Consider the following 23,496-nt stretch of genomic DNA (forward strand, 5'->3'; position numbering starts at 1 on the left):
TGCTCAGGCGATTTCATGTCGCCAGGGTGGATTGGCGCCGGCCCGCGACACGGTCACTGCCGCCGCCTTCGCGCCGAGCGCCAGCGCCTTGTGGATGGCGTCTTTCGACAAGCCGGAAATCGCCGCCTTGGTCAGCAGGCCCTGCTCATGCAAGGAGGCGAGGATGCCGGCGTTGAAGGTATCGCCGGCACCGACCGTGTCGACCACCTCGACCTTTTCCGGCATGACGGTGACGGCATGTTCCCTGGTATAGCCGACGGCGCCTTCGCTGCCATGGGTGACGACGATCAGCTTCGGGCCTCGATCCAGCCAGTTGCGGATGACATCCTCGTGCGAGCCGGCTTCGCCGAACCAGTTCAGATCTTCGTCCGACAGTTTCACGATGTCGGCCATCGCCATCATGGCGCGGATGCGCCTGAGGTGCTTGGCCTTGTCCGGGATGAAGTTCGGCCGGATGTTGGGATCGAGCATCATGACTCGACTTTCATGCTCGCGCCGCATGAATTCCTCATAGGCACTGCCGGCGGGCTCCGAAATCAGGCTGATGGCACCGAACAGCATGGCTTCGATCTCGCTGCCAAGCTGCGGTAGGTCGTCGACGGTCAGCATGCGGCCGGCGGTGTTCTCGTCATAGAAAGTGTAGGTCGCCTGGCCGTTGGTGAGCTTGACGAAGGCCAGCGTCGTTGGCCGTGGTGAGGTGTGCGCATAGGTGGAGCTGACCTTGCTTGCCCCCAGCGCATCCCGGAATTGGCCGCCGAACAGATCCGACGATAGGCCCGAAAAGAAGCCTGCCGGCGCGCCGAGCCGGCCAAGCGCGATCGCCGTGTTGAACACCGCGCCGCCGACATAAGGCGCGAAGGCCGGCTCACCCGCTGTCGTCGTGCGCGGCAGCATGTCGATCAGGGCTTCGCCGCAGCAGAGGATCATGGCTTCCTGGTCTCCGGCGGATGGATCACACCCTTGCGGATGATGATGTTGGCGTAGAGCCGCGGCTCGCTTGTCGCGACGATGGCGTGCGCCGATTTGACCCGTGCATAGAAGTCGGCGCCGGCCAGCGCAACCACCTTGCGGCCTGGCGCCCGTTTGGCGCAGATCGCCTCGATCTCATGATGGACGGGATCGGCAAGCGAGGGATCGCCCTTGACCGAGGCGCGAAACAGCGCCTCCGGCACGGCGTCATCGACAGGCAGGACACTCAATATCGCGTCGAGTACGGGGATAAGAGGGTGGCCATCGGCGCGCACCAGCCGGGTTGCCTGCTGTTCCGCCGGATAGTTTCCGTCGACAAGGGCGATTTCGTCGCCATGCCCCATGCCGCGCAGGATCGCCAGAAGCTCCGGACCGAGCAGCGCCGGAATTCCGATCAGCATCAGGCGCTCCTGGAAATCGTCGTCGAGCCGATCAGGAAGCGTTCGGAAAGTGGCAGGCTGGCGCCGCCGAGCGCCCGGGCATGGATGCCGACGGTTCCCTCGCGAATGGCGGGCAGCTTCAAGCCTTCGCCATCGATCGTGGCGATTGCCGCGATGATGGCGTCGACCAGCCGGCGACGCACCGCCTTCGGCATCCAGCCGTCGATCACCGCCGCTTCGAAATCGATGATCGAGGATGCGGCGACGATGGCGTAGGCGAGCGCTTGCGAGGCGCTGGCGATCCAGTCGTCGAGCTCGGGTCCGATCTCGCCCCAGTCTTCCGGCGAGGTCCACAGATGCGAAGCCTCGATGCCGCGCGCATTGAGCGCCTTTTCGAGCATGGCGATGGAAGCGACATCGATCAGTTGGGTCGGCTTGCCGTCCGGCCCGGGCACCGGCATGGAGCCGAGCGCTCCGGCATTGCCGGTCGGGCCGCCAAAAAGCCGGCCGTTCAGCACAATGCCGCCACCGGCAAAGGCACCGATATAAAAATAGACGAAGTCGCGCGCGGCGCCAGCCTGGCCGAAGACGAGTTCGGCGCCGCAGGCCGACGTGGCATCGTTCTGCAAATAGACCGGAAAATCGCATTGCGCCTGGATGTCGGCCCTGATGTCGCGGTGACGCCATTCGTCCATGACATCGCGCGGGGCGCCGGCGGTATCGGCCCAGTTCCACAATTCGAACGGCATGGCGATGCCGAGCCCGGCGATGCGCTTGTCTTGCGCGGGCGTCAGCTCGCCGCGCATCTGCCGCATGCCGTTGGCGACGAAGTCCACCGTCTCGCGCGGCGCCGGGTAGCGATAGGAATGCTGCAGCATCGAACGGACATGGCCAAGGAAATCTATCAATACCAGTTCAGCGCTGCGGCGGCCGATCTTCAGGCCAATGAAGAAAGCGCCTTCGGGATTGAGCGCCATCGGGATGGAGGGCTGGCCGATCTTGCCGCGCAACGGCGCCTGGCGCAGCAGAAGGCTTTCTTCCTCCAGCTCGCGCATGATGACCGAAACCGTCTGCGCCGAAAGCCCGGTCATGCGGGCGATGTCGGATTTCGCCAGACTGCCGTGCTGGCGCACCAGCGACAGCACCAACCGCTCGTTGTGGTCGCGCATGCCGCTCTGGTTGGTGCCGCGGTGAATGAGGCTGTCACTCACCTCGGGCGAACCGTGCCTCGCAATGGCGGTTTCCACCCTGTTCCTCCCGTCGTTTCCCCTCAATGCTTTTGGGCCAGAATGGGTGAATGAAGCAAGGCTGTCAATAATAAATAAGAGTGATTTAATTATTGACAGAGGCTTCGGCCTGGTGTCTGTTGAGGCAGCGTCCACGCTGGGAGAATTTCGTTGGATGCGCTGCAGGTGCCGGTTGGCCGGCATCGGAATGTTCCACTGGGAGGAAAATCGTGACCAATACAAAACTGTTGAAATCGACCGTGTTTGCCGCCGCGGCTCTGGGGTTGGTGGCGTTTGCGTCGTCCGCATCCGCGGCCGGTGTCGGTGCCTGTCTGATCACCAAGACCGACACCAATCCCTTCTTCGTCAAGATGAAGGAAGGCGCCACGGCGAAGGCCAAGGAACTCGGCGTCGACCTCAAGACCTACGCCGGCAAGATCGACGGCGACAGCGAGAGCCAGGTCGCGGCGATCGAAAGCTGCATCGCCGACGGCGCCAAGGGTATCCTGATCACCGCATCCGACACCAAGGGCATCGTACCGACCGTGAAGAAGGCGCGTGACGCCGGCCTGCTGGTGATCGCGCTCGACACGCCGCTCGATCCCATCGATGCGGCCGACGCAACCTTTGCGACTGACAATCTCGAAGCCGGCAAGCTGATCGGCGCCTGGGCAGCCGCCACGCTAGGCGACAAGGCCAAGGACGCCAAGATCGGCTTCCTCGACCTGACCCCGTCGCAGCCGACCGTCGACGTGCTGCGCGACCAGGGCTTCATGATGGGCTACGGCATCGATGTGAAGGATCCCAACAAGATCGGCGATGAGGACGATGCGCGCATCGTCGGCCACGATGTCACCAACGGCAACGAAGAGGGCGGCCGCAAGGCGATGGAGAACCTCCTGCAGAAGGACAACACCATCAACGTCATCCACACCATCAACGAGCCCGCCGCTGTCGGCGCCTACCAGGCGCTCAAGGCTGTCGGCCTCGAAAGCCAGGTGCTGATCGTCTCCGTCGACGGCGGCTGCCCCGGCGTGAAGTCGGTGGCCGAAGGTGTCATCGGCGCCACGTCGCAGCAATATCCGCTGCAGATGGCAGCGCTCGGCATCGAGGCGATCGCCGCCTTCGCCAAGGACGGAACCAAGCCGAAGCCGACCGAAGGCAAGAACTTCTTCGACACCGGCGTCAACCTGGTGACCGACAAGCCGGCCACCGGCGTGAAGTCCATCGACACCAAGGAAGGCCTCGCCAAGTGCTGGGGCTGATCCCGGTCTGACAGGCATCCAGGGAACCTGAGCGGCCGGGGCTTGATCCCCGGCCGCTTCGGGTGGACGATGGCTCGCGTGACCGCGAACAATCCCGGCAGCAGACCGGAAAGGCGTGGACTGGCGTCGGCGTTTGGCTGAAGCCTACGGGGAGTAAACATGGCTCAAGCTCAGGAATTCGAGAAGGTTCTCTCGAGCAGCGATACAAGCGTTGCCGCTTTTGACGAGCGCAAATCGGCCGTCAAGCGCATCCAGCATTTCCTGCATTCGACGCCGGCCGCGGTGCCGCTGATCGTGCTGGTTCTGGCGATCATCGTCTTCGGCATCACCATCGGAGGGCGGTTCTTTTCGTCCTACACACTGACGCTGATCCTGCAGCAGATCGCCATCATCGGCATTCTGGGTGCTGCGCAGACATTGGTCATCCTGACCGCCGGCATCGACCTGTCGATTGGCGTGATCATGGTGATTTCAGCGGTGATCATGGGCAATTGCGCGGTCAGCTATGGCATGCCGAGCGCGCTCGCCGTGGCGATCGGGCTTGCCGCCGGCGCGGCCTGCGGGCTGCTCAACGGGGTGCTTGTCGCCTACATGAAGCTGCCGCCCTTCATCGTGACGCTTGGCACCTGGAACATCGTCATGGCCACTAACTTCATCTATTCGGCCAACGAGACGATCCGCGACACCGATGTCGACACCCAGGCGCCGCTGCTGCATCTCTTTGCCATCAGCTTCAAGGTCGGCACGGCGGTGCTGACGCTCGGCGTCATTGCCACGGTCGTGCTCGTGATGATCCTCTGGTACGTGCTCAATCACACGGCATGGGGCCGCCATGTCTACGCCGTTGGCGATGATCAGGAGGCGGCGAAGTTGTCGGGCATCCAGACCAAGAAGGTGCTGATGACGGTCTACACCCTTGCCGGGCTGATCGCCGCTTTCGCTGCCTGGGTCTCCATCGGCCGCAACGGCTCGATCTCGCCGTCGGCCGCCGTCACCGACTACAATCTCCAGGCGATCACCGCGACGGTGATCGGCGGTATTTCCCTGTTCGGCGGACGTGGCTCGATCCTGGGCACGCTGTTCGGCGCGATGATCGTCGGCGTCGTCTCCATGGGCCTCAACATGCTGGGCGCCGATCCGCAATGGAAGGTGCTGCTCACCGGTGTGCTGATCATCGGCGCCGTGGCAGTCGACCAATGGATCAGAAAGGTTTCGGCATGACCACGACCCAGGAACCCATTCTCACCGCGCGTGGCCTGGTCAAGCGCTACGGCCGCGTCACCGCCCTCGACAACGCCGACTTCGACCTTTACCCCGGCGAAATCCTTGCGGTCATCGGTGACAATGGCGCCGGCAAATCGTCGCTCATCAAGGCGATTTCCGGCGCTGCCGTGCCCGATGAAGGCGAGATCCGGCTTGAAGGAAAACCCGTCTCCTTCAAATCGCCGATGGAGGCCCGCGAAGCCGGCATCGAGACCGTCTACCAGAACCTGGCGCTGTCGCCCGCGCTGTCGATCGCCGACAACATGTTCCTTGGCCGCGAAATCCGTAAACCGGGTTTTCTGGGCGATTGGCTTCGCATGCTCGATCGCCCGGCGATGGAAAAGCGCGCCCGCGACAAACTTACCGAACTTGGCCTGATGACCATCCAGAACATCAGCCAGGCTGTGGAGACGCTCTCGGGCGGCCAAAGACAGGGCGTTGCCGTGGCACGTGCGGCCGCCTTCGGCAGTCGGGTGGTGATCATGGACGAACCGACGGCCGCGCTTGGCGTCAAGGAAAGCCGCCGCGTGCTCGAATTGATCCTCGACGTCAAGAAGCGCGGCCTCCCGATCGTGCTGATCTCGCACAACATGCCGCATGTCTTCGAAGTGGCCGATCGCATTCACATCCATCGGCTGGGCCGTCGCCTCGCCGTCATCGACCCCAAGCAATATACGATGTCCGATGCCGTCGCCTTCATGACAGGAGCCAAGGCCCCGCCGGAGGCGGCGCTGGCGGCTTGATACATGTCGCCCAAAGTGGCTGGTGCTTGGCAACAGCGGCAAGCACGGAACAGGAATTTGAAGCGCGTCGCGCGGGCCGTCTTGACGCGTCACACTTCAGAATTGCCAAATTGCCGCAGGGGGCAAGCCGGATCGAACCTGTTTAAATCGATTGAATATATGGCGGTATCAGCTAGCATGGGCTGGGAGGAGCGATGAAAGCCGGTATGATCATGGCAACCGCACGAGAGGCATCATGACGAGCGCGATGACATCCGAACCCCTTCCGCCACTGCTCGAAAATCCTGATCCAAAGACACTCGCACGTGAAGTCTTGGTGGCCCTCAAATACAGGGTCGGCAAGGACACCACCGTTGCGACCCAGTACGACTGGCTGACCGCCTCGATCAAGGTCGTGCGCGACCGGATCGTCGATCACTGGATGCAGGCGACGAGAGAGGCTTACGACCAGAAGGAAAAGCGCGTCTATTATCTGTCGCTGGAATTCCTCATCGGCCGCCTGATGCGTGATGCCTTCTCCAATCTGGGCCTGATGGACAACATGCGCGAGGCGCTGTCGTCGCTGGGTGTCGACCTCGACTTGATTGCAGCACTCGAGCCCGATGCGGCGCTCGGCAATGGCGGCCTCGGCCGGCTCGCGGCCTGCTTCATGGAAAGCATGGCGACCGTCGACATTCCGGCGCATGGCTACGGCATCCGCTATGCCAATGGCATGTTCCGGCAGGAGATTCACGACGGCTGGCAGGTCGAACTGCCAGAGACCTGGCTTGATCACGGTAACCCGTGGGAATTCGAACGTCGCGAACGCTCCTTCGAGGTTGGTTTCGGCGGTTCGGTGGAATCGATCACCTCCAAGGACGGGCGCCTCGAACGCCATGTCTGGAAACCGACCGAGCATGTGCTGGCCGTCGCCTATGACACGCCCGTCGTCGGCTGGCGGGCCAACCGCGTCAACACGCTGCGGCTCTGGTCGGGGATGCCGGTCGATCCGATCCTGCTAGACAAATTCAATGCCGGTGACCACATCGGCGCGCTAGCCGAAAGCAACAAGGCCGATGCCTTGTCGCGCGTGCTCTATCCCGCCGATTCCCACAAGGCCGGGCAGGAACTGCGGCTTCGGCAGGAGTATTTCTTCTCCACCGCCTCGCTGCAGGACATCGTGCAGCGCCATCTGAGCCAATATGGCGACCTGAAGTCGCTGCCCGACAAGGCTGCGATCCACTTGAACGACACCCATCCCGCCATCGCCGTGCCGGAGTTGATGCGCCTGTTGATGGACGTCCACGGCATGGACTTCGACCAGGCCTGGGATATCACCCAGCGCACCTTCGGCTACACCAACCACACACTGCTGCCCGAGGCGCTGGAAAGCTGGCCGGTGCCGCTGTTCGAGCGGCTTTTGCCGCGCCACATGCAGATCGTCTATGCCATCAACGCTGAAGTGCTTCTGGAGGCGCGTGCTTCCAACCAGTTCTCGGACGAGCAGATTGGCCGCATCTCGCTGATCCAGGAAAATGGCGACCGCCGGGTGCGCATGGGCAATCTGGCCTTTGTCGGCTCGCATTCCATCAACGGCGTTTCGGCTCTTCACACCGACCTGATGAAGGAGACGGTGTTCGCCGACCTGCACAAGCTCTACCCCAATCGTATCAACAACAAGACCAACGGCATCACGCCGCGGCGCTGGCTGATCCAATGCAATCCCGGACTGACGTCGCTCGCCCGCGAGGCGATCGGCGACCGTTTTCTCGATGACATCGACGCCATTAAGGATCTCGACGGTTTCGCCGGCGATGCCGTCTTTCGCGACAAGTTCGCCGCCGTCAAGCGCGCCAACAAGGCGCGATTGGCCAACCTCGTCGCCGACCGGCTCGGCATCAAGGTCGATCCTTCGGCGCTTTTCGACATCCAGATCAAACGCATCCACGAATACAAGCGCCAGCTTCTGAACATCCTCGAGGCGATCGCCCTCTATGACCAGATCCGCTCGCACCCCGAGCGCGACTGGATGCCGCGCGTGAAATTCTTCGGCGGCAAAGCGGCGCCCAGCTACCACAATGCCAAGCTGATCATCAAACTCGCCAACGATGTCGCAAAAGTCATCAACCGCGATCCGGCCGTGCGCGGTCTGCTGAAGGTAGTGTTCGTGCCGAATTACAATGTCAGCCTTGCCGAGATCATGATGCCGGCCGCTGACTTGTCCGAGCAGATCTCGACCGCCGGCATGGAAGCGTCGGGCACCGGCAACATGAAGTTCGCACTGAACGGCGCGCTGACCATCGGCACGCTCGACGGCGCCAATGTCGAGATCAAGGAATGCGTCGGCGACGACAACATCTTCATCTTCGGCCTGACCACCGCCGAGGTCGCCGAGCGGCGCAACAACGGCTACGATCCGCGCGCCGTCATCGAAGGATCGCCCGAGCTGGCGCAAGCGGTCGCGGCTGTTTCGTCAGGCGTCTTCTCGCCGGACGATCCGGAGCGTTACCGCGACCTCGTCAACGGTCTCTACAACAGCGACTGGTTCATGGTCGCCGCCGATTTCGATGCCTATGCCACCGCCCAGCGCGAGGTCGATGCGGTCTGGCGCAACAGTCCCGACTGGTACGCCAGGGCAATCCGCAATGTGGCGCGTGTCGGCTGGTTCTCCTCCGATCGCACGATCCGCCAATATGCGAAAGAAATCTGGAACGTGCCTGCCTGATGTGATTGCATGAGGCCGCAAACAATGTGGTCCCGGTGGTGTGAACTTGAAAGTCGGATCACACCACTAGAAACAAACACTCGGTGCCGGGGAGGGACACTGCCTGATGAAGAAGCTGCGCGCGACCGCTGCGACAAGCGGGCCGGACGGACTGGCGGCAGCCAGCGATGTTGCGGCGATTGTTGCCGGCACGCATGGCGATCCGTTTGCCGTTCTCGGTGTTCAGGAGGCTGGGAAGGGTTTTGTGGCCCGCTGCTTTGTTCCGAATGCCGAATTCGTCACCGCTTATACGCTGACCGGCACCATCGCGGGTGAATTGTCCAGGCGCGACGATGGCGGCTTTTTCGAAGGCAAGCTCTCGATCAAGAAGCGGCAACCGCTTCGCTATCACGCGCGCAACGCCGGCGGCGACTGGTGGCTGACCGATCCCTATTCGTTCGGTCCGGTGCTCGGGCCGATGGACGACTACTACATCGCCGAGGGATCGCATCTCAGGCTGTTCGACAAGCTCGGCGCCCATGTCATCGAGCACGAAGGCGCCACGGGCGTGCATTTCGCCGTCTGGGCTCCCAATGCGCGGCGTGTCTCTGTGGTCGGCGATTTCAACGAATGGGACGGCCGCCGGCACTCGATGCGCGACCGCCGCGACACCGGCATCTGGGAGGTGTTCATTCCCGATATCGGTGCTGGCCGGCCCTACAAATACGAGATCATCGGCCCCGACGGCGTCAGGCTGCCGCTGAAGGCCGATCCGTTCGCCTTCAAATCCGAACTGCGTCCGGCCACCGCTTCGGTCGTTGCTGTGCCGCCGGCGCATGAGTGGGGCGATGAGGCGCATCGCAATTTCTGGCGCAATGCCGATCACCGGCGCGAAGCCATTTCGATCTACGAGGTTCATGCCGGCTCCTGGCAGCTTCGCGACGACGGTACGTTCCTGTCATGGGACGAACTGGCCGACCGGCTCATCCCCTATGTGGTCGAGACCGGCTTCACCCATATCGAATTCATGCCGATCTCTGAACATCCCTATGACCCGTCCTGGGGCTACCAGACGACCGGGCTCTACGCGCCATCGGCCCGCTTTGGCGATCCGGACGGCTTTGCCCGCTTCGTCGACGGCGCCCACCGTGCCGGCGTCGGCGTTATTCTCGACTGGGTGCCGGCGCATTTCCCGGTCGATGAGCACGGCCTGGCCAATTTCGATGGCACCGCGCTCTATGAACATGCCGATCCGCGCAAGGGGTTTCATCCCGACTGGAACACCGCGATCTACAATTTCGGCCGCCGCGAGGTGGTGTCGTTCCTGGTCAACAATGCGTTGTTCTGGGCCGAGAAATACCATGTCGACGGACTTCGCGTCGATGCGGTCGCCTCGATGCTGTACCTCGACTATTCGCGCAAGGCCGGCGAATGGATCCCCAACGAGAAAGGCGGCCGCGAGAACCTTGAGGCGGTCAGCTTCCTGCAGAAGATGAACAAGGAGGTCTACGGCCACCATCCGGGCGTGATGACCATCGCCGAGGAATCGACCTCTTGGCCGAAGGTCTCGGCACCGGTGCATGAAGGCGGGCTGGGCTTCGGCTTCAAGTGGAATATGGGCTTCATGCACGACACGCTGGAGTATTTCTCCAAGGAACCGATCTTCCGAAAGCACCACCACAACGACCTCACCTTCGGCCTGACCTACGCCTTCTCCGAGAATTTCGTGCTGCCGCTCTCGCATGACGAGGTCGTGCACGGCAAAGGCACGTTGCTTGGCAAGATGGCCGGCGACGATTGGCAGAAGTTTGCGACGCTGCGCGCCTACTACGCTTTCATGTGGGGCTATCCCGGCAAGAAGCTGCTTTTCATGGGGCAGGAGTTCGCGCAGCGCCGCGAATGGAGCGAGGCGCGCGCGCTCGACTGGAACCTGCTTGAATTCCGGCCGCATCGCGGCGTCTGGCAGACGGTGCGCGATCTCAACTATCTCTACCGTTCGCGCCCGGCACTGCATGGCCGTGATTGTGAGCCGGAAGGGTTTTCCTGGCTGATCGTCGATGACAGCCAGAATTCGGTTTTTGCCTGGCTGCGCAGTGCACCGGGCGGCAGCCCGGTGGCCGTCATTTCCAATTTCACGCCGGTGCCGCGTGACAATTATCGCGTGCCGTTGCCGATATCAGGCAAATGGCGCGAAATCATCAACACCGACGCTTCCGAATATGGCGGGTCCGGCAAGGGCAATGGCGGCATGGTCGAGGCACGGGCGGAGGGAGGAAGCATCTCCGCGACGATGCTTTTGCCGCCGCTGTCGACGATCATGCTTGAACTCGTTGCCGACTGAGCCATGTCGATATCGAGTAACTTGGGAGGGTAGAAATGGCAGACTTGAAACGGACCCAGCCGCTGGCGCGCGATGCCATGGCCTATGTATTGGCCGGCGGCCGTGGGAGCCGCCTCAGGGAACTGACCGACCGGCGTGCCAAGCCGGCCGTATATTTCGGCGGCAAGACGCGCATTATCGACTTCGCGCTCTCCAATGCTCTGAATTCCGGCATTCGCCGCCTTGGCGTTGCCACCCAGTACAAGGCGCATTCGCTGATCCGTCATCTGCAGCGCGGCTGGAACTTCCTGCGGCCCGAGCGAAACGAGAGTTTCGACATCCTGCCGGCCAGCCAGCGCGTCTCGGAAACGCAGTGGTATGAAGGCACCGCCGACGCCGTTTATCAGAACATCGACATCATCGAGGCCTACGGGCCCGAATACATGGTGATCTTGGCCGGCGACCACATCTACAAGATGGACTACGAGATGATGCTTCGCCAGCACGTCGACGCCAATGCCGATGTCACCGTCGGCTGCCTCGAAGTGCCGCGCATGGAAGCCACCGGCTTCGGCGTCATGCATGTCGATGCCAAGGACAACATCATCGCCTTCGTCGAAAAACCCGCCGATCCGCCCGGCATTCCCGATAAGCCGGAATTCGCGCTGGCTTCGATGGGCATCTACGTGTTCAAGACCAAATTCCTGATGGAGCAATTGCGCCGCGATGCGGCCGAGCCGGGCTCAAGCCGCGACTTCGGCAAGGACATCATCCCCTATATCGTCCAGCACGGTAAGGCGATCGCGCATCGCTTCGCCAAATCCTGCGTCCGCTCGACCGCCGAGAACGAGGCCTACTGGCGCGACGTCGGAACGGTCGACGCCTATTGGGAAGCCAATATCGACCTGACCGACATCACGCCTGAACTCGACCTCTACGACCGCGACTGGCCGATCTGGACCTATGCCGAATTGAAGCCGCCGGCAAAGTTCGTGCATGACGAGGATGGCCGCCGCGGTTCGGCCGTGTCCTCGCTTGTCTCGGGCGACTGCATCGTCTCCGGTGCGTCGCTCAAAAGAAGCCTGATCTTCACCGGCGCGCGCATCAATTCCTTTTCGACGCTGGAAGAAGTCGTCATGCTGCCCGACGTTCATGTCGGCCGGAACGCAAAGTTGAAGCGCGTGGTCATCGACCATGGTGTTAGGATACCGGAAGGCCTGGTGGTCGGCGAAGATCCCGTCCTCGACGCCAAGCGCTTTCGGGTCTCGGAGAAAGGCATCTGCCTGGTCACCCAGGACATGATCGACAAGTTAGGGCTCTAACGCATGCAGGTTCTGTCGGTCACGCCCGAGATCTTTCCGCTGATCAAGACCGGAGGGCTTGCCGACGTGACCGGCGCGCTGCCCATTGCCTTGGCGGGCAAGGGCGTGACCGTGCGCACGCTCATCCCAGGGTTTCCGACCGTCATGGCCGCCTTCAAGAAGAAGCGGGCGGTTCTGCAATATCCCTTGCTGCAGGGCGGCAAGGCCTCCGTCCATTCAGTCCAACTCGCCGGGCTCGAACTGTTCGTGCTCGATGCGCCGCATCTGTTCGACCGTCCCGGCGGTCCCTACGGCAACGCCACCGGCGTGGACTGGCCAGACAATTGGCGGCGTTTCGCGGCGTTGAGCCAGGTCGGCGGCGACATCGCCGGTGGCGCCATCTCTGGCTACCAACCCGACATCGTCCATGCCCATGACTGGCAGTCGGCGATGACCCTGGCCTATATGCGCTACGGCAAGGCGGTCGGCGTGCCATCGATGATGACTGTCCACAACCTCGCTTTCCAAGGCCAGTTCGGCGCCGCCATCTTTGGCGAACTCGGCCTGCCGGCAGCGGCGATGGCGCTCGACGGCGTCGAATATTATGGCGGTGTCGGCTTCCTCAAGGCCGGCCTGCAGGCCGCCTGGGCGATCACCACGGTCAGTCCGACCTACGCGCAGGAGATCCGCTCGGCGGAATTCGGCATGGGCCTCGACGGCCTCATCAACATGCGCTCCAGCGATCTCTATGGCATAGTCAACGGCATCGACACCGACATCTGGGATCCGGAAACCGACAAGCACCTGGTGTCCACCTATACGGCTAGCACGCTGAAGGCGCGCGCGCCCAACAGGGTTGCCGTGGAAGACCGCTTCAGCCTTGAGCGCGACGACAGCCCGATCGTCTGCGTCGTCAGCCGCCTAACCTGGCAAAAGGGCATGGATACCTTGGCGACAGCGGTCGACGGCATTGTTGCGACCGGCGCGCGCCTGGCCATCCTCGGCTCGGGCGATGCCGGCCTCGAAGGCGCGCTGCTCGCCGCCGCCGCCCGGCATCGCGGCCGCATTGGGGTCGTCGTCGGCTACGACGAGGGGCTGTCGCACATCATGCAAGGCGGCTGCGACGCCATCGTCATTCCCTCGCGCTTCGAACCGTGCGGGCTGACGCAGCTTTACGGCCTGCGCTATGGCTGCGTACCCGTGGTTGCCCGCACTGGCGGCCTTGCCGACACGGTAATCGACGCCAATGAGGCTGCCGTTTCGGCCGGCGTCGCCACCGGCTTCCAGTTCGCGCCCAACAATGGCGGTGCCTTGCTGCACGCCATCCGCCGCCTCGTCGACGCACATGCCAGTCCGGCGGTCTGGGAATCGTTGCAGCGCCAGGGCATGAAGGCCGATGTGTCATGGGACAAGAGCGCGGAAAAATATGTCGAACTCTATCGCTCTCTGCTTTCGAAAAGGGTTGCCTGAAGCATGATACGCACCGTCCCCACCAAGCCTTATTCCGACCAGAAGCCCGGCACGTCGGGCCTGCGCAAGAAGGTGCCTGTCTTTCAGCAGGAGCACTATGCCGAGAATTTCATCCAGTCGATCTTCGACGCGCTCGACGGTTTCAAGGGCAAGACCCTGGTGATCGGCGGCGATGGCCGCTTCTACAACCGCGAGGTCATCCAGAAGGCCATCGCCATGGCAGCCGCCAACGGCTTCGGCAAGGTGATGGTCGGGCAGGGCGGTATCCTGTCGACGCCGGCCGCCTCGCATGTCATCCGCAAATACAAGACCTTTGGCGGCATCATCCTGTCGGCCAGCCACAATCCTGGCGGCCCGCATGAGGATTTCGGCATCAAGTACAATGCCGGCAATGGCGGCCCGGCGCCGGAAAAGCTGACCGACGCGATGTTCGAAAAGACCAGGGCGATTTCGAGCTTCAAGATCGCGGACATCGATCCGATCGACATCGACACAACAGGCACGGTCAAGGCCGCCGGCATGACGGTCGAGATCATCGACCCGGTCGCCGACTATGCCGAACTGATGGAAAGCCTGTTCGATTTCGATGCCTTGCGCAAACTGTTCAAATCCGGCTTCCGCATGCGCTTCGACGCCATGCACGCGGTGACCGGCCCCTACGCCAAGGAGATCCTGGAAAACCGGCTCGGCGCGCCCATCGGCACCTGCCGCAATTTCAAGCCGCTGCCGGATTTCGGCGGCCATCACCCGGACCCGAACCTCGTCCATGCCAAGCACCTCTATGACGAGATGATGGGACCAGACGCGCCGGATTTCGGCGCTGCCTCGGATGGCGACGGCGACCGCAATCTGATCATCGGCAAGGGCATTTTCGTCACCCCGTCGGACTCGGTTGCCATGCTTGCCGCCAACGCCCGCCTGGCGCCCGGCTACAAGGGCGGGCTGAAGGGCATCGCCCGCTCGATGCCGACCAGTGGCGCTGCCGACCGCGTCGCCGAAAAACTCGGCATCGCCCTCTATGAGACGCCGACAGGCTGGAAGTTCTTCGGCAATCTGCTCGACGCCGACATGGCGACGATCTGCGGCGAGGAAAGTGCCGGCACCGGTTCCAACCACGTCCGCGAAAAGGACGGCCTTTGGGCGGTGCTTTTGTGGCTCAACATCCTTGCCGCGCGGGGCGAAAGCTGCAAGCAGATCGTCGCCGAGCACTGGGCGACCTACGGTCGCAACTACTATTCGCGGCACGATTATGAAGAGGTTGAGAGCGACCGCGCCACCGCATTGGTCGACGAACTGCGCGCCAAGCTCGGCGCGCTGCCGGGTGCCAGCGTGCGCGGCATGACAATCGCCAGCGCCGACGACTTTGCCTATCACGATCCCGTCGACGGTTCGATCAGCGAGCATCAGGGCATCAGGGTGCTGTTTGAAGGTGGTTCGCGGGTGGTCTTTCGGCTGTCCGGCACCGGCACGTCAGGTGCCACGCTGCGCGTCTATATCGAGCGCTACGAGTCGGACAAGTCGAGGCACGACCTCGACACCCAGGCCGCCCTTGCCGATCTGATAGCCGCGGCCGATGATATTGCCGGGATTCACAGCCATACCGGCCGCGCCGAGCCAAGTGTGATTACTTGAGGATGGCGCTGCACGCGCCCATAGCTCTCGCAGAGCGCCAGGTTAGATAATGACGGGCGTATGGCGCTGCACCCCCCTCTGGCCTGCCGGCCATCTCCCCCTCAAGGGGGGAGATCGGCAGTTTCAGCGCCTCGTTCCTCATGCTGCGTTGGCCGTTGGCGAAAGCGATGCGACGGTCCGATCTCCCCCCTTGAGGGGGAGATGCCCGGCAGGGCAGAGGGGGGTGCCTCGCGCTAACCTTGGCGGTATTTTCCAGTGACCCAGCTCGGCGCCACCGTCACCCGCGAAGGCATCCGCTTTGCCGCTTGGTCGCAGGCCGCCCGTCGGCTTTGGGTCTCGATTTTCGACGAGCGGGGCGGCCGGGAGATCGAACGGCTCGAACTGCAGCCGGAAGGTGAGGGCGTCCATGCGCTGTTCGTTGCGGGCCTTGGCCAGGGCATCCGCTACGGCTTTCGCGCCGATGGCGACTACGCGCCGGAGCGCGGGCTGTGGTTCGACCCTGCCAAGCTCCTGACCGATCCTTACGCCGTCGAGATCGACAGGTCCTATGTCTATGACTGGCGGCTGGCCCAGCGCCGGGGCGAGGGCGCCGATACCGCACCGCTGATGCCGAAGGCGATTGCCGCTGCGCTGCCGAAGCCGGTGCAGGCTGCCCCGCCGCTATTCCAGCCGGGCGGCCTTATTTACGAAGTGCCGGTGCGCGCCTTCACCATGCTGCATCCGGACATTCCCGAAAAATTGCGCGGAACAGTCGCCGCACTTGCTCACCCGGCGGTTATCGAGCATCTGAAAAAACTGGGGGTTGGCGCGGTCGAACTGATGCCGGTGACCGCGTCGATGGATGAGCGACATTTGCCGCCGCTCGGGCTGCGCAATGCCTGGGGCTACAATCCCGTGACTTTCATGGCCCTCGATCCGCGTTTGGCGCCGGGCGGCGTCATGGAGTTGCGAAACACGGTCGCCGTGCTGCGCGAGGCTGGCATCGGCGTCATCCTCGACCTCGTCTTCAACCACACCGGCGAGAGCGACTGGCTTGGCCCGACGTTGTCGCTGCGCGGTCTGGACAACCAGGCCTACTACCGGCACTCATCAGACGGCGGGCTGGCCAACGATACCGGCACCGGCAACACGGTCGCTTGCGACCATCCTGTCGTCCAGGAGATGGTCCTCGACACGCTTCGCCATTTCGTCAGGGATGCCGGCGTCGACGGCTTCCGCTTCGACCTGGCGCCCATTTTGGGCAGGGTCGAAGGAACATTCGATGCCGAGGCGTCGTTGCTGAGAGCGATGCGCGACGACCCGCTGCTGGCCGATCGGGTGTTGATCGCCGAGCCGTGGGACATCGGTTCCGACGGCTATCAGCTCGGTAATTTCCCGCCGCCCTTCCTCGAATGGAACGACAAGTATCGCGACGATGTCAGACGCTTCTGGCGCGGCGACGCCGGCATGGTCGGTGCGCTGGCGACCCGGCTTGCCGGCTCGTCCGATGTGTTCGCAACGAACAGGCAAAACGCCAGTCGGACCGTCAATTTCATCGCCGCCCATGACGGCATGACGCTCGCCGATATCGTGCGCTACGAGCGCAAGCACAACGAAGCCAATGGCGAGCAGAACCGCGACGGCCACAATGAAAACCTGTCCTGGAACAACGGCGTCGAAGGGGATGCGGACGATCCGGCCGTACCAACTGCTCGCCTGAACGATCAGCGCGCGCTGCTCGCCACGCTGTTTGCCTCACGCGGCACCATCATGCTGACCGCGGGCGACGAATTCGGCCGCACCCAGCAAGGCAACAACAACGCCTATGCGCAGGACAACGAGATCACCTGGCTCGTCTGGGCCGGCCGTGACCAGGCGCTGGAGCGCTACACGGTGGAACTCTCGAGGCTGCGCCGGTCGATGCCGGCGCTCTTCGATACAAGCTTCCTAACTGGCCAGCCGCAGGCAGGTTCGGGGACGCCGGACGTCGCATGGCTGACCGAAACGGGCACGCCGCTCGATGGACAAGGCTGGCAAGATCCGCAGCAGCACCGTCTTGTCATGATCCTGGGTGGCGCCAGCGACGACGAGCGCCGTCTTGCGGTGCTCGTCAACGGCGATCGTCGGGCCTGCATGTTCACCTTGCCTGAGCGTGAAGGATTTTGCTGGGTGCCAACCCTCGAAACCGCCGAGCCAGCGGACAGCTCGCGACCGATATCGGGACGGGCGGTGATCTTCATGATCGAACGAGCGCAAGCCGGCACAGGGGAGAAGCGCAATGGCGGCAGGTGACAAGACCGGATGGTGGCGCGGTTGCGTCATCTACCAGATATATCCGCGCTCCTTCCAGGACACGACCGGCAACGGCAGCGGCGATCTCGCCGGCATTACGTCGAGGCTCGCTCATGTCGCTTCGCTTGGTGTCGACGCAGTCTGGCTGTCGCCTTTCTTCAAGTCGCCCATGGCCGATATGGGCTACGACGTGTCGGATTACTGCGATGTCGATCCGATGTTCGGCACGCTTGAGGACTTCGATGCGCTGGTCGCCGAGGCGCATCGCCTCGGCCTGAAGATCGTCATCGACCAGGTGCTGTCGCATTCGTCCGACAAGCACGACTGGTTTGCCGAAAGCCGCGCCAGCCGCGATAACCCCAAGTCGGACTGGTATGTCTGGGCCGATACCAAGCCCGATGGCGGGGCGCCCAACAACTGGCTCTCCGTGTTCGGTGGCCCGGCCTGGGAATGGGATTCGACCCGCCGGCAGTATTACATGCACAATTTCCTTGCCTCGCAGCCCGACCTGAATTTCCACAACCCGGAGGTCCAGGACGCGCTTCTCGACACGGTGCGGTTCTGGCTGGAGCGCGGCGTCGACGGCTTCCGGCTCGATACGGTCAATTACTATGTCCACGACCGCTGGCTGCGCAGCAATCCGCCGCTGGCGTCGAGCGTCGCCGGCACCAACGGCGAGACCAACACCTACCTCTACCAGGAGCATCTGTTCGACAAGACGCAGCCGGAAAACCTGGCGTTCCTGCGCCGCTTGAGGGCGCTGCTCAACGAATACGACAACCGCGCCGCGGTCGGCGAAATCGGCGATGAAGGCCGTTCGCTGCAGACGCTCGCCGCCTACACCTCCGGCGGCGACAAGCTGCATATGTGTTACACCTTCGACCTGCTCGGTCCGCAGTTCTCGGCCGCGCATGTGCGTGGCTGCGTCGCAGCCTTCGAGGCGGCCGTCTCCGACGGCTGGGTCTGCTGGGCATTCTCCAACCATGACGTCGTGCGCCATGTCAGCCGCTGGACAAGGCCGGATAGCGATCCCGACGCGGTCGCAAGATTCTCGATCATGCTGCTCGCCTGCCTGCGCGGCTCGATCTGCCTCTATGAGGGCGAGGAACTGGGCCTGGAGGAGGCGGAACTGGCCTATGAGGATCTGCGCGATCCCGTCGGCATCCGCTTCTGGCCAGGCGTCAAGGGCAGGGATGGGTGTCGCACGCCGATGGTCTGGGAGGCCGGCGCCGACAATGCAGGCTTCTCCACGGCCAAGCCGTGGCTGCCGATACCGGCCAGCCATCGCACCCACGCGGTCGACGTCCAGAATGCCGACACGGCCTCGGTGCTGAAGTCCTATCGGACCACGCTGGCCTTGCGCGGAGAGCATGAGGCGCTGGTATCAGGCTCGATCCGCTTTCTCGACGCCGAGGGTGACGTGCTCGCTTTCATTCGCGAGGGCGGCGGCGAAAGACTGCTCTGTGTCTTTAATTTCGCCGAGGGATCGGCCAATTGGCAGTTGCGGGGGGACATCGGAGCGGTTGTACAGCTGGATGGCAATGCCGCGGTCGTCGAGACCGAGCTTTTGCTGCCAGCGCTCGGAGCCTTTGTTGGCAGGCTCGACTGATACCCGGACCGTTACTGCACCAGCACCGCACGTCCGCATGTCGCGCCGGTGACCCGGACATCGGCTTCGCCGAGATGCACGCCGAGCGTATCGAGCAGATTGTAAAGCAATGTGTCGACTGGTGCGGTCACGGTTTTCAAGAGCGTCGTCACCGCAGGTTTCACTGCGCCGAGCAGGGCGGTTACGTCAAGCCCGAGGATACCCAGCGCGTTGACGGAGAGTGACAACTTGTCGACCAGTGATGTTGTCAGCGTCTGAGTCAGGTCCCGTGTCGGCGTCGTCTTGATGGTTTTGGCGGCGATCTCGGTTTTGTTGAAGACCAGGTTGGTCGGGCTGACGTTGGTGATATCGGCACCCGCCGACCCCTTCACCAGTATTAGCGGGATTTTTAGCAGCAACAGATTGAGGCTGACATCCGCTATGTTGGCGTCGGAGAACGACTGCGGGTTGCTGAAATCGGCGAAAGCGGTGGGGCTGTTATCGGCGTCGCTGGCGGCAAGGTTCACCGCGGCGACGCCGGGCTTCGCGGCAATGGTAACCTTCAGGCTGTCGGGGCCGGTCGGGCAGCTGATGTCGGTCAGCTTGGCCTCGGCGTAGGCCACTTCGACATTCAGCGGCAGCTTGACCGACAGCAGGCTGATGCCGCCGCCCAGGTTTGGATTGCCGACGCCGACCGTGACCAGCAGCTTGATGCGCGTTTGCGCGGTGCGCACCACGGTGCCGGCTTCTCCAACCGCCAGCCATGGCGAGGATTGCGGCGGTTCGCCGATGGCGATGGCGAGCGTGGTCGACAGCACCCCGGGAATGGTGGCGCCGAGGGCGACGTCGACCTGCTTCGAACCGTTTGCCAGTCCGGCAGCGGCCGTCAGCATTCCCAAGGCGCTGGCATCGACGCCGAGGCCGGCGGGCCTTTGCCCGAGGCCCAATTTGCCGACGGAGCCGAGATCGACCAGATGACTGAGCGGGATCTTTACCGTGCTGGTCGACTTGGACGCGATCGTCTGCAGGGCGACCTTGGCCGTGTTGCCAAGCCCGGGCACATTGGCCATGGCCGTGGCGATCTGGCCGACGGTCGCCTTCGATGCCAGCACATCCGAATACGACACGCCGGTCAGGTTCAGCTGTGTGGCAACGCCGTCGACGAAGGAGAGCACGCTCACATCCGCCGAGATCAGCGCGTTGTAGTCCATGACGCTGAGCGAGATGTTGCTGCCGAGAAGTCCGCCGAGAAGCGCGTTGAGGATGCCGCCATTGAGGCTGGCGAGCCTCGATCCGACCGAGAACGTCGCCTGCGGCGTCATGCTGGCGGTGGCTTGGGTGCCGATGACGGGAGTGGGGATCAGCGAACTCGCGAAATAGCGGGCAGGGATCTTCTTCAGGGTGACGCGGACGGCATTGTAGGGTGTTATGCTGGCCTGGAAACGCTGGCCCACATTGGCCCCGGATGCCACATATCTCCCGGGCGTGACCGTCACGACGGTTTTGCCGGCCGCCGGCTCGATCGTCTGTCCCGAGCTTTGAACGACAACCCCTGGCATGCCGTTGTCGGTCAGCGTGGTGACAACCGCTGTGTTGACTTTGGTCATGTTCGAGGCGGCGGTGATCGCCGCCAGATCCACCATTGCCTGTGCTTCGCGGCGCTCGGTGTAGATCGAGGCTTCGTCGATGGCCACCGCGGCCAGGGCCAGCGCCACCGGCGCGCTCAATGCCGCCATGACGGTGAAGTTCGCTTTCCTGTCACCCAGCATCAACCGGGCAAGCCGACCGATCCCATTGCACGCATGCAGCAGCATTTAAATGCCCCCGACCCTGATCGTTGACTGGCGCTTGATGGTGGTCCCGGGCATGGCTATGCCCGGGAAAAGGTTCCAGATCGGCAGGTTGCGGGCATCGTACTGGATGGCCACCACGAACTGGCTTCCATCGGCCGCGCTGTCGTTGGCCTGGTAGGTCAACTTGCTGACATCCACGAAGGGATATCCGCCGGCATTGTTGGTGACGAAGCTGGCCACGAGCGTCTGGCGCTCGGTCTGGTTCAGCCCGGCAATTGCCGTGCGGGCGGCATCCGCTGCGATCTGCTGGATCGAGTTGGCGGCGCCGAAGTATATACCATATGCAACCATTCCGAGTAGAAGAAGAATGAAAATCGGTGAAAGTAAGGCAAATTCGACCGCAGAAGTTCCACGTTCCTCTTGAAATTTTCGCACCAATTGAAAGACCTTGGGCAATTTACTTGCTCCGTTGCTCATAGCCGCCACGCGTCTGAGATCGAACTGTATAGAAGGCAATCATAATGTAACCTGTGGTTGCTTAAGAACGCATTAAGACATTCCGGCAAACTGGCGTGGCTCCGATTCGCGGTGAAAAATGACGTCGAGGTGAAGAAACCAAGTCAAGCTTCTGGTTTCGGCTGGTGTTTCAGCGGCCACGCCATAGCTTTCGTCCGCCTTACTTTGGGTGACCCAGAGAGTCTGTTGAAATAAAAATTCTCCGCGTTAGTGTCTGGGCACGAGCCGCAGGATGGGAACCAGCGGCGCGCTCAAAGGGGTCAGATATCGGCTCCAGGGCGTCAACACTTAATAGGCGCGCCAACGGCAGCGCCGACAGGGAGAACTTCATGCTGAAAAACATGCTGAAGGCGACGGTGCTCGCCACGACCATGGCGCTGGCCGCCGGCACGTTCTACACGCCGGCTTTCGCCGAGACCGTCTATAACAGAGGCAGCGCCGCCGAAGCGGAGACGGTCGATCCGCACAAGACCTCGACAGTCTACGAAGCCGATATCATACGCGACCTGTTCCAGGGCCTGGTCATGCATGACCAGAAGACGAACCTCATTCCGGGCGCGGCCGAAAGCTGGACAGTGTCCGACGACGGCACTGTCTACACCTTCAAGCTGCGCAAGGATGGCCTCTGGTCGGATGGCAGCCCGGTGACGGCGGACGACTTCGTCTATTCGTTTCGTCGGCTGGAAGACCCGGCCACCGCTGCCGAATACGCCTCGATGCTGTACCCGGTGAAGGGTGCGGAGGACGTCAACACCAAGAAGGGCAAGCCGGAGGATATGGGTGTCAAAGCGATTGATGCAAATACCCTCGAAGTCACGCTGAAGGCGCCGACGCCTTACTTCCTGGAGATGCTGACCCATCAGGCCACCTATCCGGTCAACAAGGCTTCGATCGACAAGCTCGGCGCCGACTGGATCAAGGCGGGTAATCTCGTTTCGAACGGCGCCTATACGCTGGCCGAGTGGATTCCCAACGACCACATGAAGCTGGTCAAGAATCCGAAATTCTGGGACGCCGCGACCGTCAAGATGGACGTCGTCAACTATATCCCGACCGAAGACCGCTCATCGGCGATGAAGCGCTTCGAGGCCGGCGAACTCGACAGCTACGGCGACCTGCCGACCGAACAGCTCGCTGACCTCAAGACCAAGTTCGGCGACCAGGTCCGCGTCGGACCTTATCTCGGCACCTATTATTATGCGATCAAGACCGACAAGGCGCCGTGGGACAATGTCGAACTGCGCAACGCCATCTCGATGGCGATCGACCGCGACTTCCTCGCCGAGAAGGTCTGGCAGAACTCGATGCTGCCTGGCTATTCGATGGTGCCTCCGGGCATCGCGGGCTACTCGCCGGCAACGGCCAAATACGCCGACATGTCGCAGATCGACCGCGAGGACGCTGCCAAGAAGACCCTCGAGAAACTCGGCTATACGCCCGAGCATCCCTTGAAGATGGAGATCCGCTACAACACGTCGGAAAACCACAAGAACACGGCCGTCGCCATCCAGGAACAGTTGAAGCCGCTCGGCGTCGACGTCTCGCTCGTCAACACCGACACCAAGACCCACTACTCCTTCCTCGAGCAGAAGGGCGACTACGACGTGGCGCGTGCCGCCTGGATCGCCGACTACAAGGATCCGGAGACCTTCCTCGGCATCACCCGCAAGGCCAGCGGTAACAACTATTCGAGCTATGTCAGCCCGGCATATGAAGCGGCCATGGACAAGGCGGCGGCTGCCGGCGGTAAGCCGGAAGAGCGCATGAAGGACCTCGCTGAGGCCGAGCGCATCCTTGTCGATGACGTCGGTAACATTCCGCTTCTCTACTACAGCTTCCACGACATCGTTTCCTCGAAGCTGCATGGCTTCGACGACAATGTGATGGATATCCATCCGTCCCGCTTCATCAGTAAGGACTGATCCTTAGCCGGGCCGCCGCGCAACTCAATGCGCGGCGGTGCTGGTTGGCCATCGCATCGGTCCGGAAACCGGAATCGATTTTCGGTATGTCGGTGCGAAGATTTGAAGGCTAGAGCGCAACCGTCCGGCTGGACGCGCGTTGCTCTGGATCAAG

16 protein-coding genes are annotated in these 23,496 nt (G+C 62.6%); 11 read left to right on the forward strand and 5 right to left on the reverse strand.

Annotated features, from left to right (window positions below):
- Positions 1–3 precede the first annotated feature (3 nt).
- The 3 genes from NKJ37_RS18705 to NKJ37_RS18715 are packed head-to-tail and all read right to left on the reverse strand — an operon-like array spanning position 4 to position 2,596.
- On the reverse strand, positions 4–927 hold the full coding sequence (locus NKJ37_RS18705; protein WP_023808514.1) for a carbohydrate kinase family protein: 924 nt from the start codon (positions 925–927) through the stop codon (positions 4–6).
- A complete protein-coding gene (locus NKJ37_RS18710; protein WP_023808513.1) occupies positions 924–1,370 on the reverse strand; it encodes an RbsD/FucU family protein in 447 nt (148 codons plus the stop codon). The genes NKJ37_RS18705 and NKJ37_RS18710 overlap by 4 nt, the downstream gene beginning before the upstream one ends.
- The gene (locus NKJ37_RS18715; RefSeq protein WP_352441335.1) at positions 1,370–2,596 is read right to left on the reverse strand and encodes an ROK family transcriptional regulator; all 1,227 of its coding nucleotides are present in this window, start codon (positions 2,594–2,596) and stop codon (positions 1,370–1,372) included. Before NKJ37_RS18715 ends, NKJ37_RS18710 begins: the two co-directional genes overlap by 1 nt.
- A 209-nt stretch (positions 2,597–2,805) precedes the next feature.
- Between NKJ37_RS18715 and NKJ37_RS18720 the strand changes: the two genes are divergently transcribed.
- From NKJ37_RS18720 to bglA, 10 genes are all read left to right on the forward strand, one after another.
- A complete protein-coding gene (locus NKJ37_RS18720; RefSeq protein WP_502895158.1) occupies positions 2,806–3,840 on the forward strand; it encodes a sugar ABC transporter substrate-binding protein in 1,035 nt (344 codons plus the stop codon).
- Between the two features lie 159 nt (positions 3,841–3,999).
- Positions 4,000–5,061 carry an ABC transporter permease gene (locus tag NKJ37_RS18725; protein WP_352441334.1) on the forward strand — a complete coding sequence of 354 codons (1,062 nt, stop codon included), beginning with the start codon at positions 4,000–4,002 and terminating at the stop codon, positions 5,059–5,061.
- Entirely contained in the window at positions 5,037–5,846 is an 810-nt protein-coding gene (locus NKJ37_RS18730; RefSeq protein ID WP_352441333.1) for an ATP-binding cassette domain-containing protein, read from the forward strand. Before NKJ37_RS18725 ends, NKJ37_RS18730 begins: the two co-directional genes overlap by 25 nt.
- A 235-nt stretch (positions 5,847–6,081) precedes the next feature.
- Positions 6,082–8,550: a glycogen/starch/alpha-glucan phosphorylase gene (locus NKJ37_RS18735; protein ID WP_352609893.1), complete on the forward strand. Its 2,469-nt coding sequence runs from the start codon at positions 6,082–6,084 to the stop codon at positions 8,548–8,550.
- Between the two features lie 106 nt (positions 8,551–8,656).
- A complete protein-coding gene (gene glgB / locus NKJ37_RS18740) occupies positions 8,657–10,870 on the forward strand; it encodes a 1,4-alpha-glucan branching protein GlgB (RefSeq protein ID WP_352441331.1) in 2,214 nt (737 codons plus the stop codon).
- Positions 10,871–10,905: 35 nt separating this feature from the next.
- A complete protein-coding gene (glgC, locus tag NKJ37_RS18745; RefSeq protein ID WP_023808506.1) occupies positions 10,906–12,171 on the forward strand; it encodes a glucose-1-phosphate adenylyltransferase in 1,266 nt (421 codons plus the stop codon).
- Positions 12,172–12,174: 3 nt separating this feature from the next.
- Positions 12,175–13,620 (forward strand): glycogen synthase GlgA, encoded by a 1,446-nt coding sequence (gene glgA / locus NKJ37_RS18750; RefSeq protein WP_128302923.1) that lies wholly within the window; start codon positions 12,175–12,177, stop codon positions 13,618–13,620.
- A 3-nt stretch (positions 13,621–13,623) separates the two neighbouring features.
- Positions 13,624–15,252 carry an alpha-D-glucose phosphate-specific phosphoglucomutase gene (locus NKJ37_RS18755; protein ID WP_352609892.1) on the forward strand — a complete coding sequence of 543 codons (1,629 nt, stop codon included), beginning with the start codon at positions 13,624–13,626 and terminating at the stop codon, positions 15,250–15,252.
- Positions 15,253–15,507: 255 nt separating this feature from the next.
- Positions 15,508–17,523, forward strand: a complete 2,016-nt coding sequence (glgX, locus tag NKJ37_RS18760) for a glycogen debranching protein GlgX (RefSeq protein WP_352774645.1) — start codon at positions 15,508–15,510, stop codon at positions 17,521–17,523.
- Positions 17,510–19,132 carry a beta-galactosidase BglA gene (gene bglA, locus NKJ37_RS18765; protein WP_352774647.1) on the forward strand — a complete coding sequence of 541 codons (1,623 nt, stop codon included), beginning with the start codon at positions 17,510–17,512 and terminating at the stop codon, positions 19,130–19,132. The genes glgX and bglA overlap by 14 nt, the downstream gene beginning before the upstream one ends.
- An 11-nt stretch (positions 19,133–19,143) precedes the next feature.
- On the opposite strand, the gene NKJ37_RS18770 is transcribed toward bglA, so the two are convergent.
- Together NKJ37_RS18770 and NKJ37_RS18775 are read right to left on the reverse strand one after the other, a co-directional pair.
- Positions 19,144–20,925, reverse strand: a complete 1,782-nt coding sequence (locus NKJ37_RS18770; RefSeq protein WP_352752537.1) for a TadG family pilus assembly protein — start codon at positions 20,923–20,925, stop codon at positions 19,144–19,146.
- The gene (locus NKJ37_RS18775) at positions 20,926–21,381 is read right to left on the reverse strand and encodes a TadE/TadG family type IV pilus assembly protein (RefSeq protein WP_164780233.1); all 456 of its coding nucleotides are present in this window, start codon (positions 21,379–21,381) and stop codon (positions 20,926–20,928) included.
- 368 nt (positions 21,382–21,749) lie between these two features.
- Between NKJ37_RS18775 and NKJ37_RS18780 the strand changes: the two genes are divergently transcribed.
- Complete coding sequence (locus NKJ37_RS18780) at positions 21,750–23,342, forward strand: peptide ABC transporter substrate-binding protein (RefSeq protein ID WP_023808499.1); 1,593 nt, start codon at positions 21,750–21,752, stop codon at positions 23,340–23,342.
- Positions 23,343–23,496 lie beyond the last annotated feature (154 nt).

Source organism: Mesorhizobium sp. M0140, assembly GCF_040322475.1.
Taxonomy (GTDB): domain Bacteria; phylum Pseudomonadota; class Alphaproteobacteria; order Rhizobiales; family Rhizobiaceae; genus Mesorhizobium.

Excerpts from the sequence above, each read along its gene's own strand:
- NKJ37_RS18705 (WP_023808514.1), bottom strand. The coding sequence starts at position 927 with ATGATCCTCTGCTGCGGCGAAGCCCTGATCGACATGCTGCCGCGCACG.
- NKJ37_RS18710 (WP_023808513.1), bottom strand. The coding sequence starts at position 1,370 with ATGCTGATCGGAATTCCGGCGCTGCTCGGTCCGGAGCTTCTGGCGATC.
- NKJ37_RS18725 (WP_352441334.1), top strand. The coding sequence starts at position 4,000 with ATGGCTCAAGCTCAGGAATTCGAGAAGGTTCTCTCGAGCAGCGATACA.
- NKJ37_RS18730 (WP_352441333.1), top strand. The coding sequence starts at position 5,037 with ATGGATCAGAAAGGTTTCGGCATGACCACGACCCAGGAACCCATTCTC.
- NKJ37_RS18735 (WP_352609893.1), top strand. The coding sequence starts at position 6,082 with ATGACGAGCGCGATGACATCCGAACCCCTTCCGCCACTGCTCGAAAAT.
- glgB (WP_352441331.1), top strand. The coding sequence starts at position 8,657 with ATGAAGAAGCTGCGCGCGACCGCTGCGACAAGCGGGCCGGACGGACTG.
- glgC (WP_023808506.1), top strand. The coding sequence starts at position 10,906 with ATGGCAGACTTGAAACGGACCCAGCCGCTGGCGCGCGATGCCATGGCC.
- glgA (WP_128302923.1), top strand. The coding sequence starts at position 12,175 with ATGCAGGTTCTGTCGGTCACGCCCGAGATCTTTCCGCTGATCAAGACC.
- NKJ37_RS18755 (WP_352609892.1), top strand. The coding sequence starts at position 13,624 with ATGATACGCACCGTCCCCACCAAGCCTTATTCCGACCAGAAGCCCGGC.
- bglA (WP_352774647.1), top strand. The coding sequence starts at position 17,510 with ATGGCGGCAGGTGACAAGACCGGATGGTGGCGCGGTTGCGTCATCTAC.
- NKJ37_RS18770 (WP_352752537.1), bottom strand. The coding sequence starts at position 20,925 with ATGCTGCTGCATGCGTGCAATGGGATCGGTCGGCTTGCCCGGTTGATG.
- NKJ37_RS18775 (WP_164780233.1), bottom strand. The coding sequence starts at position 21,381 with ATGAGCAACGGAGCAAGTAAATTGCCCAAGGTCTTTCAATTGGTGCGA.
- NKJ37_RS18780 (WP_023808499.1), top strand. The coding sequence starts at position 21,750 with ATGCTGAAAAACATGCTGAAGGCGACGGTGCTCGCCACGACCATGGCG.